At 60.9% G+C, this 15,150-nt stretch carries 12 protein-coding genes; 6 read left to right on the top strand and 6 right to left on the bottom strand.

What is annotated here, in order from left to right:
- Nucleotides 1-4: 4 nt before the first annotated feature.
- Nucleotides 5-1,507 carry a M28 family metallopeptidase gene (locus BM400_RS05705; protein ID WP_089837445.1) on the bottom strand — a complete coding sequence of 501 codons (1,503 nt, stop codon included), beginning with the start codon at nucleotides 1,505-1,507 and terminating at the stop codon, nucleotides 5-7.
- A 194-nt stretch (nucleotides 1,508-1,701) separates the two neighbouring features.
- On the opposite strand from BM400_RS05705, the gene BM400_RS05700 reads away from it, so the two are divergent.
- Together BM400_RS05700 and BM400_RS05695 are read left to right on the top strand one after the other, a co-directional pair.
- Entirely contained in the window at nucleotides 1,702-1,899 is a 198-nt protein-coding gene (locus BM400_RS05700) for a hypothetical protein (protein ID WP_089837443.1), read from the top strand.
- A gap of 37 nt (nucleotides 1,900-1,936) precedes the next feature.
- Entirely contained in the window at nucleotides 1,937-2,311 is a 375-nt protein-coding gene (locus tag BM400_RS05695; protein ID WP_089837441.1) for a carboxypeptidase-like regulatory domain-containing protein, read from the top strand.
- A gap of 135 nt (nucleotides 2,312-2,446) precedes the next feature.
- On the opposite strand, the gene BM400_RS05690 is transcribed toward BM400_RS05695, so the two are convergent.
- The 3 genes from BM400_RS05690 to BM400_RS05680 form a co-directional block, all read right to left on the bottom strand.
- Nucleotides 2,447-5,770: a TonB-dependent receptor gene (locus BM400_RS05690; protein ID WP_175528883.1), complete on the bottom strand. Its 3,324-nt coding sequence runs from the start codon at nucleotides 5,768-5,770 to the stop codon at nucleotides 2,447-2,449.
- Between the two features lie 398 nt (nucleotides 5,771-6,168).
- Nucleotides 6,169-6,531, bottom strand: coding sequence for a cupin domain-containing protein (locus tag BM400_RS05685; protein WP_089837436.1), 363 nt, complete (start codon nucleotides 6,529-6,531; stop codon nucleotides 6,169-6,171).
- A gap of 22 nt (nucleotides 6,532-6,553) precedes the next feature.
- Complete coding sequence (locus BM400_RS05680; protein WP_089837434.1) at nucleotides 6,554-8,182, bottom strand: acyl-CoA carboxylase subunit beta; 1,629 nt, start codon at nucleotides 8,180-8,182, stop codon at nucleotides 6,554-6,556.
- A 109-nt stretch (nucleotides 8,183-8,291) separates the two neighbouring features.
- Here BM400_RS05680 and BM400_RS05675 point away from each other — a divergent pair, with 109 nt between their 5' ends.
- From BM400_RS05675 to BM400_RS05660, 4 genes are all read left to right on the top strand, one after another.
- Nucleotides 8,292-9,224: a hypothetical protein gene (locus BM400_RS05675; RefSeq protein WP_089837432.1), complete on the top strand. Its 933-nt coding sequence runs from the start codon at nucleotides 8,292-8,294 to the stop codon at nucleotides 9,222-9,224.
- Nucleotides 9,225-9,363: 139 nt separating this feature from the next.
- Nucleotides 9,364-9,786 (top strand): hypothetical protein, encoded by a 423-nt coding sequence (locus tag BM400_RS05670; RefSeq protein WP_089841534.1) that lies wholly within the window; start codon nucleotides 9,364-9,366, stop codon nucleotides 9,784-9,786.
- A 124-nt stretch (nucleotides 9,787-9,910) separates the two neighbouring features.
- Nucleotides 9,911-10,276 carry a hypothetical protein gene (locus BM400_RS05665; protein ID WP_089837430.1) on the top strand — a complete coding sequence of 122 codons (366 nt, stop codon included), beginning with the start codon at nucleotides 9,911-9,913 and terminating at the stop codon, nucleotides 10,274-10,276.
- Nucleotides 10,277-10,391: 115 nt separating this feature from the next.
- Nucleotides 10,392-12,815: a TIM-barrel domain-containing protein gene (locus BM400_RS05660; protein WP_245781702.1), complete on the top strand. Its 2,424-nt coding sequence runs from the start codon at nucleotides 10,392-10,394 to the stop codon at nucleotides 12,813-12,815.
- Here the strand turns inward: BM400_RS05660 and BM400_RS05655 are convergent.
- Together BM400_RS05655 and rpoD are read right to left on the bottom strand one after the other, a co-directional pair.
- Nucleotides 12,779-13,135 carry a TM2 domain-containing protein gene (locus BM400_RS05655; protein WP_175528882.1) on the bottom strand — a complete coding sequence of 119 codons (357 nt, stop codon included), beginning with the start codon at nucleotides 13,133-13,135 and terminating at the stop codon, nucleotides 12,779-12,781. The two genes, BM400_RS05660 and BM400_RS05655, sit on opposite strands and share 37 nt — an antisense overlap.
- Before the next feature lie 107 nt (nucleotides 13,136-13,242).
- Nucleotides 13,243-14,952, bottom strand: coding sequence for an RNA polymerase sigma factor RpoD (gene rpoD / locus BM400_RS05650; RefSeq protein ID WP_089837428.1), 1,710 nt, complete (start codon nucleotides 14,950-14,952; stop codon nucleotides 13,243-13,245).
- Between the last annotated feature and the right edge of the window lie 198 nt (nucleotides 14,953-15,150).

Genomic DNA, 15,150 nt, shown 5'->3' with positions numbered 1-15,150 from the left:
ACAGCTATTTCACCACAGGTTGGACGGCGGGGACTCCAACCCCGGGGGCGTTGCGAATCCCGCGCGCGGGCACGGGGTAAACCGCATAGCTGCGATGGCCGGCCGCATCCACCGTCCGGATACCGAAGATCGTGTTGTCCTTCGAGACCGCCAGGGTGATCTTCGTGACGTGAACCGGCTGCACGGCAGTCCAATCGGTCTGGTCGGTGGGGCGGGAGAGAATCTCGTAGAAGGCACCCGCGGGCATGCCCACAGGCGGCTCCCAGCTCAGTTCCGTGTTGTTGTCCAGGTTCGTCGTGGTGACGTGTACGTTCTGCGGAACGCCCGGAGCGGCGGCGAAGGTCGCAAGCGACGCGGCATTCGTCCGCGCGACCTGCGCCACATAGTTGAAGTCGACGAACTTGATATTGTCCTCGATCTCAATGCCCTTCTCGACGCGCGGGGTCTGGTGCTGGTGGTTGAAGTTCTCCTGCCACTCCGTGATGCGAACCGCGGGGAAGCCTTCCAGGTTGAAGCTGGTGTGATCGCCACCGCGCAGGAAACGGTCACGGCGAAGAATCATCACCGGCTGGAAGGCCGGAACAAGCCGCATGGCCATCGATCGAGCCTTGCCGGGACCAGCCGGAGCCGCGCCCTGCGCATGCTGCCCCATGTACGTGCGGGAGTTGTCCAAGATGGCGCGGGCAATCTCCCGCGAGGGCGAATCCGACTCGGAGCCGAGTGTCTGGATGAGGTGAACCTGCTCGATGGTTGCCGGTCCCGGGACGCCTTCCGAGAACACCCGCACCTTATTCTTGTCCTGCGTCGTATCGCCCGGCGTGGTGTCGCCGCCGACGATGTCGTTATTCAGCACTGCTTCAAGCTGCCAGCCCTCGGCCTTCGCAAGACGCGCAAGGTGCCGGCTTCCGTTCAGCCCCTGCTCTTCTCCCGCGACCGCCACGAAGACGATGGTCGACGGAAATTTGAGCTGGCTCAGCACCCGCGCGCATTCGAGGGAGACGGCCACACCGCTGGCATCGTCGTTCGCGCCCGGAGCGGGATCGTGAGTATTGAAGTTGTCCGAGTTGCGGGAGTCGTAATGCCCCGTGACGAGCACCCGCCGCGCACTCTGGGCAGGGTCCGTTCCCTTCAGCACAGCATAGATATTGTTAAGCTGCGTGTCCTTGAGGATGCGGGTCCCGGGCGTACCGGCCTCGACGAAGGTGTCGCGCTTCACCTCAAGACATCCCCCGCAGTCGGCTGAATACGACTGAAATTGCTGCTCGATCCAGTCGGCGGCGGCCAGGATGCCGGTCCCGGGAGGGAGATCCTTGTCCATGCTGGAGAGTGTGCTGCGGTTCTTGAAGGACACAAGCTTGGTGATCGTGGCCTGGATGCGGTCGGCCGAAACCTGCTGGAGCGCCTTCGCGATGGCGGGATCGGCCGGAGCGGCAGGAACCTGCGCGGCAAGAGGAAGCGCCAGGGAGACAGCGAGGACGGCGGAGCGGCGAAGAAGGGTGAGCAACATGGTCAGTTCGGCCTCTGGTATCTGATATATGTCTGAAGGGTGTAGATCTAGGTACGAGTGGATCCAGCAAAAAGACGCGCTACCATTCCTATGTTGCAGACCTGCTGGATGACGGAAGATTCATCCCGCGAGACCGGCACGGATGCGATGATGTTCTCTCTGCATCGTTTGTATCATCCTGTGGAGGTTCTTTGATGCCAGCACTTTGTCCCGAATGCGAGAACCTGGTCGTGGTGGACGCCGACGCGGTGGAGGAAGGCGATCTGCTGGAGTGCGATGAGTGCGGTGCGGAACTGGAGATCGTCTCGCTGGAGCCGCTGAAGGTAGTCCTCATGGATGGGCTGGGGTATGACGATCCGGAAGAGCTTTCGTTCGCCGACGAAGTGGAGTGACACGCCGCAAGTTGCTGAAACGACGTATAATTGGAGCATGAAAAACGCTTCCCGGTCCCGGTTTGGTTCCCTTGTTCTGGCGGTTTGTCTCGCAGGTACGGGCGCTTCCGTGCTGCAGCCGGTAGCCTTGATGGCACAGGCTTCGCAACGGACGGTGTCGGGAAGGGTGACCGATAAGTCGGACGCCCCGATGAAGGGCGCGATCGTCTACCTGAAGGACGACCATACGCTTTCGATCAAGAGCTTTATCGCCGACGAGACAGGCAGCTTCCGCTTCGGCCAGCTCTCCTCCACCACCGACTACGAGTTGTGGGCAGAGCACAATGGCAAGAAGAGCGCCGTGAAGACGATCAGCTCCTTCGATTCAAAGACCGCGTTCACCATCAACCTGAAAGTCGATACAGGCAGCTAAAGATTTCTTCCGCAATGAAGAGGGGGAAGGCCAAATGGCCTTCCCCCTCTTCATTGCGTACGGCTTGCCTGGTGCGTTAACGCCTGTGGGGGAGCCGCTGGACGGCTCCCCCCACAGGGTTCGGTTGCGATTGCGTTAGAAGACGAACTTGATCTTCAGACGGATCTGACGTGGGGTCTGGAACGCAGTCGGCACGCCATACTCGCTGTTGAGAGTAATCTGCGAAGCCGTTGTGTTCGAAAGGCCCTGGTAGTCGTAGGCGTGCATGAGGAGCGAGTAGTTCAGCGCGCCACCGGTGTTGTAACCGACCGGCTTGATGAACTGACCCGACTTGTTCGGCGAGTTGATCTTCGAACCGTAGATCACGGGACGCTTGGTGTTCAGGACGTTGGTCAGGTTGGCTTCGAATCCGAGACGCCATGCTTCGTGAGCCTTGCTGACCTGGTAGGCATGCGTGAAGGACAGATCCGACTGGAAGAAGACGGGGGTCCGGCGCAGGTAGGGGGTTCCGTAGGTCATGAAGCCAGTTGCATCCGCCGTGATGGGGATCCACTTGGCGCGACCCTCGGGGTAGACCTGGTAGCTGCCGCCACCGGCCACGTCGATGTAGGAGCTGAGAGGGGTGCCTGAGTAGATCTGCTGGAAGAGACCAACGGTCGACTCGTGACGCTTCAGGGGGCTGAAGCGGTAGTAGGTAATCGCCTTGAAGGTGTGCGGGCGATCCGTGGCGAGCAGGCCGTTGAAGGGCTTGCCGTGCGCGTCGAACTGGAAGTACGGCTCGTCGAAAGCGCGTCCGGAGTTCGGGCTGGTGGAGCGGATACCAGCTACCGTCGTCGAGTTTCCATCGGCGATATCGGAGTCCACAAGACCGCTGTAGTTTCCACGAAGACGACTGTAGGTGTAGTCGAACTGACCGAACCAGTGACGGCTGGCTACCTTCGTGAAGCGGAACTCCACACCATCGTAAGCACGAGCAGCCTTCGGCTGGTTAGGGCAGGTGGGGCAGTTGGGTACGGGCTGCGTGTCGATTCCTTCACCCGGGTTGGAGATGGGGAAGGCTTCGCCGTTGGGGGTCTGAATTCCGGTGTCTTCGATCGCATGATCGACACGGCGGCGGGTCCAGCGGCTCTCGAACGACCAGTTACGCGAAATCTGGTAGTCCGCACCGAAGACAGCCTCGTGCTGACGGAAGGGCTTGAGGTTGGGATCGACGCCTGGCTTGACCGGGTTCGCAGGATCGTTCGCAGCGATGCGGAAGTCCTGGTTCTCGATGAAGCGGATGGCGGGGGCGGGCGTGACGGCCGCGAGGTTGGCAGGTCCGGTTCCAGAGCAGTAGTGACCGTTTGCGTCACGGATGGGCTGGATGCGAGTGTAGTTTGCGTCGTCGAGGGCATAGTAGCAACCATGCCAGTAGTTGCCGCCGAAGGAACCGATGGCGAGGTTGAGTTTGAAGACATCGTTGAAGACGCCGTAGGAGCCGAAGAGCTTCAGCTTGCCATTCTGGAAGACATCCCAGGCAGCGCCGAGACGGGGAGCAACCTTGCCGCCGAGGCCGAAGCTGATGCCCGAGGGGTACAGGTTGAAGGAAGGAACGTACTCTTTCTCCAGACGAACGCCGAGGTTAAGGGTAAGGCCGTGACCGACCGTCCAGGCATCCTGCACGTACAGTCCATGGTTGTTTGAAGAGACCTGACCGTTCCCGTTGGTGTACTCGCGAACGATGGCATATCCGTAGTTACCACGGCAGCTCGTCGGATCGAAGCCGCCGGCGGTGCCGGTCTGGCCGTAGCGAGCCAGGTTGGTCGTTTCGATCGCTGCGCAGTTGGGCTGGTTCGCCGAGAGAGGCGAGTAGGTCTGGCCCCAGTACACCTGAACAAGGGCGCTGTTGTAGAGCTGACGGATGTTGTACGTCTGGTGGTTCAACTGGTAGCCGACCTTCAGGTTGTGCTGTCCGAAGAAGCCCTTCTTGAAGTAGGCGAGGTCCTGGTTGAACTGGTGGACGATGTTCTGGGTTGCGGCAGTGGCGGTGTTATCCGCGATGTTGGCGTAACCGGAGGCCTGCTGGGCGGGCGCACCCGCGTTGCTGGTAGAGCCGACCGTTCCGTCGAGGGCGGTGGTACCGATGCCCGAGGCGGAGAACAGGTAACGGATTCCGGCAGGAGTTCCTACGGTATGAAGGTTGTTATAGAAGTAGCCGTAGCGAGTCGTGGCGACAAGCGAAGGCGTGATGGTGATGTCCGCGCCGGCCGTAAAGGTCGAGTTGGGCTGCACGCTGCCAAGGCCATGGTTGAAGTTGAAGGGGTTCGAGGTCGAGCTGCTGTTGAAGAGCCCGTTGATCGAATCCGGGTTGGGCAGCGTGCTTCCGGAGATGCGGTAGTACTGGTACAGGAAGGCACCGAAGACGCGGATCTTGTCCGTGACCTTACCGTCGAGACGGATAAGGCTGTAGTACTGCTGCGTGTCCTGGGTGGAGACGACCGGACCGATGCTCGAAACAGCTCCGTTGGTGAAGTTGAAGTTGGTCGTCCGGCGGGTCGAGGTGAAATACGGCTCAATCGCAGCGGTCATCCAGAGGCGATCCTTCATCAGGTAGCCGGTGACGATGGCGCCGGGCTGCACCTGACGATAGTGATCCTTGATCGGCGTGTAGTTCTGGTACGGGATGTCGAGGCGATTGCTTGCGTTGGCGGAGATCTGCGGATTGAAGCGGACGGTCGTCGCGGGGCTCGCGTCCAGCGGATCCGCTTCGTAGTAGGTGAGCAGTTCCCCGTGGAAGTTGTTGCTTCCACGCTTCTCGGTCGCGGTGACAACGCCGCCAAGTGCGCCGCCGAACTCAGCAGCGAAACCGGAGGTCTTGACTTCCACTTCCTGGATGAACTCGAAGGGCAGGTTCGACTTCGACTGACCGCTATCGAGCGCGCTGCTCTGCATGCCGTCGATCAGGTAGCCGTTTTCGCTGGAGGTTGCGCCGTCGATCGAGTAACCGTTGGCCTGAAGCGGTTCCTGGCGGGCGCCGGGGGCAAACTGAATCACGGACTGGAAGGAGCGGCCACGCGGATCGTAGTCGAGCACGTCGCGGGTCACGTTGGTCTGAGCGTTGGATTGGGTGACGTCGATGAGGGGAACGGCGGTGGAGACTTCGATGACCGTCTTGTCCGAACCGATCGAGAGGTTGATATCGATGCTCGGAAGGCGACCCACCTGAAGCAGGATGCCATCGCGCTTGGTCTCGGAGAAGCCGCTCGCGCTGACCGTCAGAGAGTAGGATCCTGGAGGCAGGTTGGTGAAGCGATAGTAGCCCGACTTGTCTGTGTTCGCGGTTTTTTCACCGATCAATTGGCTTCCGGAGACGGTAACCAGAGCTCCCGCGATGTTGGCACCGCTGGGATCCTTGATCGTTCCCTGGATGCCTGCCGTGGTCTCCTGCGCCTGTGCGGCGGGAACCAGAGCTAGGATCATCAGGAACAGGGTAAAGACAGCCGCAAGAGAGCGGCATGCCCTTGTAAAGGCATGGTTCATAGGTATGGACCTCTTCGGAAAAAGTCTCCAGATCGCTCTGGAGTGAAACATTTGGTTCTTTTTTATTCGCTGCGGTCTTTGCCGATGTCAGCGTTCCTACAGTTGTTCGAACTGCACGCGTCCCGCAAGGAAAGCGTTTTGTTGCGATCCCTCAAAGACTGAGGGAGACGACAAGACGGGCCAAGAAAAGCCTGCCTGCCAAAACTGTGTTGTCGGATACAAAACAGAGCGTACAGATGGCTGGACTGTTCGTCAAATTTTTATCAATTTTTTTGTGAGCGGATGCCCGTTTTCGGGAAACTTATTCGAAGCTGCTTACGTATAAGCGGATTCCGGACTCAAAGTGCTTCATAGCGGTCGCCATGGCTCGGCGGCTGGCTCGTGACCAGGATGCTGAGGTCTTGTTTGCTATGATTTGCAGCCTGGTGAGCCTGTCCCGGCGCAATCTCGACCCCTTCGCCCGCCTTCAGCACATAGACATGGTGCTCGATCTCCATGGTGAGCTCGCCCTCCAGCACATAGAAGAACTGCCGCGACACCTTGTGATAGTGGCGCGTCTCGAAAGCGGCCGGCGGCAGCCGTTCCTCGATGATGTTCAGCGCCGGCGTACGCACAAGGTACCAGCCGTCGGAGACATCGTTGTGATCGCCTCCCCAGCGATAGTGTTCGGCGGTGCCTCGGCTGATGGGGGTTGCGGGCATGCATGCTCCTTGGATGTGATGGCTACAGTGGGATATTCCCATGCTTTTTTGGCGGGTTCTTTTCGCGTTTGGTCGCGAGCATGTCCAGCGCGGTGTTGAGCCGGCGGCGCGTCTCCGAGGGCGGAATCACGGCATCGACGTAACCTCGTTCGGCGGCGACATACGGGTTGGCAAAACGCTCGCGAAACTCGGCAACCTTCTCGGCGCGGGCCTCGCTCAGAATTTGTAACTTTTCTTGTTCCGTAAACGGTTTGCCCTGTGGCCACATGGCTTCCGCGTCCTTCACCGTGCGCGCAAGCTCGCTCTTGTAGACGATATTGACCGCACCCTCGGGTCCCATTACCGCGATCTCAGCCGTCGGCCAGGCGATGTTCAAATCCGCCCGCAGATGCTTCGAGTTCATCACGCAATAGGCTCCGCCGTATGCCTTGCGGGTGATGACGGTGAGCTTCGGAACCGTCGCTTCCGCAAACGCATAGAGCAGCTTGGCACCATGGCGGATGATGCCTCCATGCTCCTGCTGGACGCCGGGCATGAACCCCGGAACGTCTTCGAAGACGATGAGCGGAATACTGAAAGCGTCGCAAAAACGCACGAACCGCGCGGCTTTTACGCTCGCGTTGATGTCCAGCACACCGGCCAGGAAGGCTGGCTGATTGGCGACGATGCCTACGGGACGTCCATCCATGCGCGCGAAGCCGATGACGATGTTCCGCGCATAGGCCTCCTGGATCTCGAAGAAATAGGCCTCGTCGACCACGCGGGTGATGACGTCCTTGATGTCGTAGGGCTGATTCGACTCGGTCGGGATCAGCGTGTCAAGAGCCTTGTCCGCGCGATCGCGTGGGTCGGTGTTCGGCCGTCGCGGTGGATCTTCAAGGTTGTTCGAAGGCAGAAAGCCAAGGAGCTCGCGGACCAGCGCCAGGCACTCACGGTCGTCCGCGGCGATGAAGTGGGCTACGCCGGAGATTTCGTTGTGGGTCGCGGCACCGCCAAGGTCGGACATCGTGACGTCTTCATGGGTCACCGTCTTGATCACATCCGGCCCGGTGACGAACATGTAGCTCGTCTTCGCGGTCATCAACGTAAAGTCCGTGATGGCGGGCGAATAGACGGCTCCGCCAGCGCATGGCCCCAGGATCGCCGAGATCTGCGGCACGACACCCGACGCCAGCGTGTTGCGCAGAAAGATGTCCGTATACCCGGCCAGCGAGACGACGCCCTCCTGAATGCGAGCTCCGCCGGAGTCATTCAAGCCCACGACCGGAGCGCCGACCTTCATGGCAAGGTCCATCATCTTCACGATCTTCGCGGCATTTGCCTCCGACAACGACCCGCCAAGCACGGTAAAGTCCTGCGCGAAGACGAACGTCACCCGCCCGTTGACGCGACCGTACCCGGTAATAAAGCCGTCGCCCGGCACGCGCTGCGCGGCCATGCCGAAGTCGGTCGCGCGGTGGGTGACGAACTTGTCGGCCTCCTCGAAGGTGCCCTCGTCCAGCAGGAAGTCGATGCGCTCCCGCGCGGAGAGCTTGCCCGCCTTGGTTTCGCGGGCGCGTCGCTCGGGGCCTCCTCCCTCTTCGGCGATGGCGTTGCGGGCGGCGAGTTCGAGCAGTTGGCGCGCTGACTGGGGAAGGGCGGGATCGGCCATAGGGGGTGATTTTAGCAGCGCGAGACGAAGGCTTTCGAGGCGCACACGCTCCGGACTGCGTAAAATAGAGGGATCGTAAAGTTTTGCAGTCCGAAGGATGGTTTTCCGAATGAGCATGGGTACAACGACGGTTTTGATGGCGCAGGTTGAGCAGGCTGCCGCGGCGGCTGGTTTGAAGGTCACGGCAACCGAGCCCGGTGTCGACTTCTCCGGCAAGGCAACCACGAAGTTTACGCTGGCATTGGCCGCCGACGCGTCGAAGACGCAGGGCCTGGAGCTGAGCGAGAAGTTTGAGTTTGGCCGCACGGATCTGCTGGAGGCGGTGAAGACCTACCTCGCCGAAACCGCAACGCGCCTGAAGAATCCACGGCCGAACGACTATATGACCTTGAGCGGCCTGCCGGTCAGCTTCTCGAAGTTCGGATGGCCCTTCCATCCCTCGAGCTCGGGCGCGGATACGTTCCTCGTGCATGGTGAAGTGAAGCTCGAAGACGGCGAAGACAGCCCTTTGCACGCGAAGGTTGCGGCTTCCATGACCGTCACCTTCGCCACCATCGTTCCGGCGATGGAGCAGCCGTTTGCCGAAGGCTTTATCTACAACGCCGTGCGCAAGACGATGGACCAGGGACAGCTTGAGCTCGTCAAGAGCGGCAACCGCCAGCCCGTGCCCGTCACCACGCGGTACTACAGCATGAAGCAGTCGAAGTTCATCTTCAACGACACCAGCGAGACGCAGCGTCGTGAGTTCCTGGCCGCGAAGGTCTACTGGCTCTCGGGCGTGCTGGGCAAAGGCGCTCCGGTCTGGGTGCTCGATCCGCGCGATGCCCAGTACCTCAATACGACCGTCAGCGACCTGAAGGCTTCCGTTGCGACGCTGGTAAGCGATGGTCTGCTCGCGCCGGCCGGCGACGACGGATTCGTCACACCCACCCAGAAGCTGATGGAAGCGCGCGCCCAGTATGAGGTCGACATGGCCGACGCACTCGCCTTCATCAAACCCACCTTCAACGAAGACATGCGCGGCGGACATACCAACATGTAGTCGCGTTGCCGTCTCTCAAAAACGCCGTCCGGGGTTGCTCCCGGACGGCGTTTTCTTATTTTGAGCATCTGGACAACGGCCCCGGGGTGGAATCCATCTGATTGATTTTGCATGCGTTATGCATGCCCAGGAGAACGTGATGAAAACCTTGAAATTCGCAGCACCGGCACTTGCAGTGGTTCTCCTTGGAACGGCGGGACTATCGTTCGCCCAGGGCTACCCGCAGCCGCAGCCGTACCCCCAGCAGCAACAGCAGGGTTATCCCCCGCAGGGTCAGCCCGGGTATGGGCAGGACCGGGACAATCGCTGGGAGGCACCACCCCAGGAGATGCGCGAGTTTGCCCGGCAGGGCTTCCGTGACGGCATTCAGGGGGCGCGCCGGGACATGGAGAACCATCGCCGGCCGAATGTAAACAACCGCGACGAGTTCCGTCATCCGCAGGTACCGCGCAACGTCCGCGACGACTACCGCATGGGATTCCGCCGTGGCTACGACATGGCCGTCCAGCGTGCAGCGGGTGGTCCGGGCAACGGATACGGCCCGCCGAACCGGCCTTACTAAAAGCCACATCCTTCATGGCAACACTTGGACGCCGTATGGGTTTTCTCTCCTGTACGGCGTTCTTGCTGTGCCGGGTAAACAGTTCCGGACGCAGGCAATGCCCAAAGGCGAAAGGATGTGTGCGATGAGAACGATGCGTTGGGCTGCACCGATGTTGGCTTTGGCGATGCTTGGATCCGTGAGCGCTGCAAGGGCCCAGTATGGGCCTCCCCCGCCGCCGCATGAGGGCTATGGACAGGGTGGATGGGATGTACCGCCGGGTGAACTGCGTGAGATTGCGCGCCAGGGCTTTCGCGATGGCATCGTGGGCGCGGAGCGCGATATCCAGAACCACCGGCGACCGAATGTGAATAACCGCGATGAGTTCCGCCGTCCGCATGTGCCGGAGAATGTGCGCGGCGACTACCGCATGGGGTTTCGGCGCGGCTATGACGTCGGCATCCGGCATGCGCTCGGATACGGCGCACCACCTCCGCCACGGCCCTACTAGCGATTGGGTGGTCCATCGAAATCCCGGCTGAGTAGAATTGGCTTGCGTGGTCTTTGACCGCGCAAGCCTCTTTCGTTTTCCGACTCTGCCGTTCGACGCTGCCTGGAGTGTGTACGTGAAAAAGTTACAGATTCACCCTTCGCTTGTTCTGGCCGGTCTTTTGCTTGCCCCCGCTTCCACCTGGGCTCAGTCGCAGGCCTCGCAGACGACGACCGTACCCGCCAAAGCGGCGCAGACAAAGAAAGCCCCCGCAAAGACAGCGCGCAGCAAAACGCCTGACAAGGCGGCCCCCGAACAGACGGACGAGGTGCAGGCCACACCCGGCGCGGCCACCATGACCCGCGTCGCCGAAGCGCCGGTGGCAGGTCTGCGCCGCCGCGATGCCGATGCCGTAGCGGTGACGATTCCCGGCAAACAGGCGAGCCCAAACGTCGACGCGACCTCCGAGCTTTTGATCCACGACTTCGACTTCGACGGCGTACCCGTCCCCACCACCAAGCTCCACTTCAAGGAACTCAGCCCCGGCGTCCTGGAGATTCGATCGCTCGCCTCGCAGGTCGGCATCTGGCGCTTCTACGTGCGCGACTCCGCCAACTACTATGGGCTCGGCGAGCACTTCGACGTCCTGAACCACTCGCACCAGATCGTGAAGAACCTCTCCCAGGACAACGGCGGCCCCAAGGGCAGCTCAACCTACAAGCCGATGCCCTTCTTCATGAGCACCACCGGTTACGGCCTGTGGGTGGATACGACCGGCGAGGCCACCTTCGACATGAACGCAACCAGCAAGGACGACGCCATCGTCGACGTGGCCGCGGGACGCCTGCGCATCGTCCTCTTCTTGGGCCCGCAGTTCAGGACCATCCTTGCAAACTTCACGGCCCTCTCAGGACGCGCCATCGTGCCTCCCTACTGGGCCTTCGCGCCATGGAAGGGACGCGACTTCCACCAGAACGACGCACAGGTACTCGAAGACGTCGACAAGATGCGCGCGCTCGGTCTGCCCGCCAGCGTCATCCTCATCGATTCGCCCTGGGCCTCCGCCTACAACAACTACAAGTTCAACCCGAAGCAGTTCAACGACGCACCCGGCATGATCAAGCATCTGCACGAGCAGGGCTACAAGATGGTGCTATGGCATACCTCATGGATCAACTCGAAGTCCGACCCGCCGCACGAGGCCGGCTTTGAAGGCAAGATTGCCGCGATGTCCGACAACTATGCCGAGGCCGCGGGCAATGGCTACTTCGTCAAGAACCTGAAGGGCGAGCCCTACGTCGGTCGCTGGTGGAAGGGCGAGGGATCGCTCATCGACTTCACCAAGCCCGCCGCGAAGCGCTGGTGGCAGGATCAGGTGCGTCTCGCGATCGCTGCCGGCGCCGATGGATTCAAGGATGACGATGCCGAAGGCAACTTCATCGGCGACGTCTCCTTCGCCGATGGCAGCGACCAGCGCGTCATGCGCAACCGCTACGCCGTGCTCTACAACAACGCAATGGAAGAGCTGATCCAGAAAGATCTGAAGGGCAACGGCGTCCTCTTCGCCCGCAGCGTGACCGCCGGAGCGAACGGAATCGGCATGTTGTGGGGTGGCGACAACGAAGCCAGCTTCAGCCCCGACAACGGCCTCCCCACTGTCGTCACAGCCGGCATTGGCGCGGGTCTAAGCGGCATGCCGCTCTGGGCCACCGACCTCGGCGGCTACGAAAAAACAGCCTCCACGCCCGACGTTCCGCTGTTGATGCGTTGGACCGAGTACTCCGCCTTCTCCCCCGTGATGCAGGTGATGTCCGAGGCGAACATCTCGCCATGGGACTTCGATCAGAAGACCGGAGGAACACGCGCGCTCGACAACTACCGCAAGTACTCCGTGCTGCATATGAGCCTGTTCCCCTATCGCTACGCAGCCGCCCTCGAGGCCCAGAAGACAGGCATGCCGCTGATGCGTGCGCTTGTGCTCGACAACCAGAACGACGCCCACGCGCAATCGCGCAAGGATGAATATCTCTTCGGCCCCGACATGCTCGTCGCTCCGGTCATCGATGAGGGCACATCGCGCGTCGTCTATCTCCCCGAGCATGCCGGCGCGGAAAAGGCTCCCATCCGCTGGATTCAGTACTGGACCGGTGTCGCCACCAACGGCGGCACCACCATCGTGGAGCAGGCCCCGCTCGATACGATCCCCGTCTGGATTCGTGCCGGCGCGGTCATCCCGAAGATCCCCGAGGATGTGATGACGCTTGTCCCTTCGAGCGAAAGCGGCAACACCTCCATCAAGACGCTCGATGATCGGCGTATCTTCGAGATCGTCGGCAGCTCCGCCGAGGATGTCACCGAGACCGACTTCGAAGGCCGCACGCTGGTCCACAGCGGCAACAAGCTGACGATCTCAGGCGAAAAGAAGGCCCATATCACCCTGCGGTGGAAGTTCGCCAACGCCCGCGGCGTAACGCTCGAAGGAGCGACCATCACCGCGCAGAACGGCGGCGCGGTCGAGTTCGACTACGCCGGAACCCCGGTCACCGTCGCCTGGCGGTAGGCCGGCGGCGGTGGATACGAGAGAATGCCGTTGGCGATCTGTGAGGCTACGGCGACGTTGTAAGCGCGCACCCGTGCCGGCATGAAGAAGCACTCGATCCAGCCAAGGATGTGCGGGATCCCGGTCCAGAAGAACAGCACATAGAGGATGCCGAGCCCGGTATTGCCCAGGTAGAAGTGATGGATGCCCCATCCCCCGAGGAAGATGGCAAAGAGCACACCGGCGATCTCGTCCTTGCGGGCGCGTTCGTACTCGGCGTAAAACCAGGCACGCTGCTGGTCGTTCATGCGGGCGGTATAGATGCTGTCGGGATAGAGCATAGCGGATACCTCGTCGGAAAGCAGTACGCAGGACCGCGAGGCGTAGTTCCCATGCCTTAAAAACCATCGCCGCACTCGAATGAGTGCGGCGATGGTCAATGTTGAACCTAAACTTCTTTGACGCCATCCACGAACGCCTTCAGCTTGCGGCTGCGGCTCGGGTGACGAAGCTTCCGGAGAGCCTTCGCCTCGATCTGCCGGATGCGCTCACGCGTCACCTGGAAGCTCTGGCCGACCTCTTCAAGCGTATGCTCGGAGCCGTCTTCAAGGCCAAAGCGCATCTTGATCACACGCTCTTCGCGCGGGGTCAGCGTACGCAGCACCTGCGACGTGTACTCCTTGAGGTTCACCGAGATCACGGCATCCGACGGGCTGACCGCCATGCGATCTTCGATAAAGTCGCCAAGGTGCGAATCTTCCTCTTCACCAATCGGCGTCTCAAGCGAGATGGGCTCCTGTGCGATCTTCAGGACCTTGCGGACCTTCGCAACCGGGATATCCATACGACGCGCGATCTCTTCCGAGGAGGCCTCACGCCCAAGCTCCTGCACCAACTGGCGCGACGTCCGGATCAGCTTGTTGATCGTCTCGATCATGTGTACCGGAATACGGATCGTACGAGCCTGATCCGCAATGGCGCGCGTAATCGCCTGACGAATCCACCACGTCGCGTACGTCGAGAACTTGTAGCCACGGCGATACTCGAACTTGTCGACCGCCTTCATCAGGCCGATGTTGCCCTCCTGAATCAGGTCGAGGAACTGCAGGCCGCGGTTCGTGTACTTCTTGGCAATCGACACCACGAGGCGAAGGTTGGCCTCGATGAGTTCACGCTTGGCGCGCTCGGCATCCATGTCGCCCTGGATCATCTCGCGCTGCGTGCGCTTCAGATCCACCAGCGAGATACCGGCATCCTTCTCCACCTGCTCGAGATCGATGCGGCAGTTCTTCTGCTGGCGCTTGTACTCCTTCTTCAGCTCTTCCGAGCGCGAAGCCTCATACTTGGCGTCCAGCGACTTGATCTGGCGCTCCAGCGTACGCATCGCGTCGACGGTCTTGTTCACCTTGTCGAGCAGCCGCTTCTTCTCGCCGTTGGTGTACTTCAACTCGCGCACAACGCGGTTGATGTACACGTGCTCGCGGCCGATCAGCCAGCGCAGCTTGCGCTGATCCTTGACCTTCTGCTTGGTGTCCTTGGTCGTCGAAGGCTCAAGCTTCTCTTCGAGCTGCGAGACCTTCTTCTGGTGCTTGACGATCACGTCGATACGGCTCACGGTCGCGCGTACGCGGGACTGCAGGATCTCCTCGGTGAGCTCTTCCTCGTCGAAGGTGACCACTTCCTTGATGTTCCGCACCCCGCGGCGCAGATCCTCACCCAGGCCGACGATCTCGCGAATCACGATCGGCGAACGGGAGATGGCCTTCATCACGCGGATCTGCCCGCGCTCGATGCGCTTGGCGATCTCGACCTCACCCTCGCGCGTGAGCAGCGGCACGGTGCCCATCTCGCGCAGGTACATGCGGACAGGGTCGTTGGTCTTCTCAAGCGTTCCGGGCGAGAGATCGAGTTCGACGTCGTCGGACTCTTCCCCGGCCTCGGGCTCGTACTTGTCCCGATCCGACATGCGTCCTTCGCCCGAAAGCACGTCGATGCCCTGGGTATTGATGGTCGTCAACAGGTCGTCGAGGTCGTCGGGAGAGGTAATATCGCCCGGCAGCAGGTCGTTGACTTCCCCATAGGTGAGGTAGCCCTTCTCCTTGCCGGTGTCGATCAGTTTATCTAGGTCGTCGTCGTACTTATCGATTTCATCAGCCACGTGTGGACTCGCTTCTTGCTTAAATTTTTGCGGGAATAAATCGTACCCAAACCGTTCTCGGACGGCGGTAGATAGAGGCTTCCCTTGTGATTGGATGCGGTGGCTGGAAATTTGGATATGCGGATAAAACCGCGGTGGCAAGCCATATTGACGCTCACTGTGGAGGGTCGGGGCGCTCACTTTTCCAGCGATCACAAG

This window comes from Granulicella pectinivorans (assembly GCF_900114625.1).
GTDB lineage: Bacteria > Acidobacteriota > Terriglobia > Terriglobales > Acidobacteriaceae > Edaphobacter > Edaphobacter pectinivorans.
This window is presented reverse-complemented; position numbering and strand designations above follow the sequence as displayed.

Excerpts from the sequence above, each read along its gene's own strand:
- BM400_RS05705 (WP_089837445.1), bottom strand. The coding sequence starts at position 1,507 with ATGTTGCTCACCCTTCTTCGCCGCTCCGCCGTCCTCGCTGTCTCCCTG.
- BM400_RS05700 (WP_089837443.1), top strand. The coding sequence starts at position 1,702 with ATGCCAGCACTTTGTCCCGAATGCGAGAACCTGGTCGTGGTGGACGCC.
- BM400_RS05695 (WP_089837441.1), top strand. The coding sequence starts at position 1,937 with ATGAAAAACGCTTCCCGGTCCCGGTTTGGTTCCCTTGTTCTGGCGGTT.
- BM400_RS05690 (WP_175528883.1), bottom strand. The coding sequence starts at position 5,770 with ATGATCCTAGCTCTGGTTCCCGCCGCACAGGCGCAGGAGACCACGGCA.
- BM400_RS05685 (WP_089837436.1), bottom strand. The coding sequence starts at position 6,531 with ATGCCCGCAACCCCCATCAGCCGAGGCACCGCCGAACACTATCGCTGG.
- BM400_RS05680 (WP_089837434.1), bottom strand. The coding sequence starts at position 8,182 with ATGGCCGATCCCGCCCTTCCCCAGTCAGCGCGCCAACTGCTCGAACTC.
- BM400_RS05675 (WP_089837432.1), top strand. The coding sequence starts at position 8,292 with ATGAGCATGGGTACAACGACGGTTTTGATGGCGCAGGTTGAGCAGGCT.
- BM400_RS05670 (WP_089841534.1), top strand. The coding sequence starts at position 9,364 with ATGAAAACCTTGAAATTCGCAGCACCGGCACTTGCAGTGGTTCTCCTT.
- BM400_RS05665 (WP_089837430.1), top strand. The coding sequence starts at position 9,911 with ATGAGAACGATGCGTTGGGCTGCACCGATGTTGGCTTTGGCGATGCTT.
- BM400_RS05655 (WP_175528882.1), bottom strand. The coding sequence starts at position 13,135 with ATGCTCTATCCCGACAGCATCTATACCGCCCGCATGAACGACCAGCAG.